1 protein-coding gene is annotated in these 377 nt (G+C 60.2%); it reads left to right on the top strand.

What is annotated here, in order from left to right; translation table 11 throughout:
• On the top strand, positions 1-327 hold a 327-nt coding region (locus DW937_RS15235; RefSeq protein WP_243111482.1), incomplete at its 5' end, for a DUF6017 domain-containing protein.
• Between the last annotated feature and the right edge of the window lie 50 nt (positions 328-377).

The raw sequence follows: 377 nt of genomic DNA, 5'->3' as shown, positions 1-377 counted from the left end.
ACCCAGAATCCCCGGATAGACCGGGAACAGCTGGACGAGATCGTGGACATCCTGCTGGAAACGGTCTGCACCAGCCGCAAGTCCATCCGGGTGGCCGGGGACGATTACCCGGCAGAGTTGGTCAAGGCGAAATTCTTGAAGCTGGACAGCCATCACATCGAGTTCGTCATGGACTGCCTGCGGGACAACACCACCAAAGTCCGCAACATCAAGCAATACCTGCGGGCCATGCTGTTCAACGCCCCCAGCACCATCAACAGCTACTATGCGTCCCTTGTGGCGCACGATATGGCGCAGCCCGATTGGGGCCGCCCGCCCAACAACTGACCGAAAGGAGCGTCCACCCATGAGAACCCTTTACCTGCGGCGGCTGGTGG

This window comes from Faecalibacterium sp. AM43-5AT, assembly GCF_003603345.1.
In the GTDB taxonomy this organism is placed as follows: domain Bacteria; phylum Bacillota; class Clostridia; order Oscillospirales; family Ruminococcaceae; genus Faecalibacterium; species Faecalibacterium taiwanense.
The sequence above is the reverse complement of the archived record's forward strand: the minus strand, read 5'-3'. Positions and strand labels throughout refer to the sequence as shown.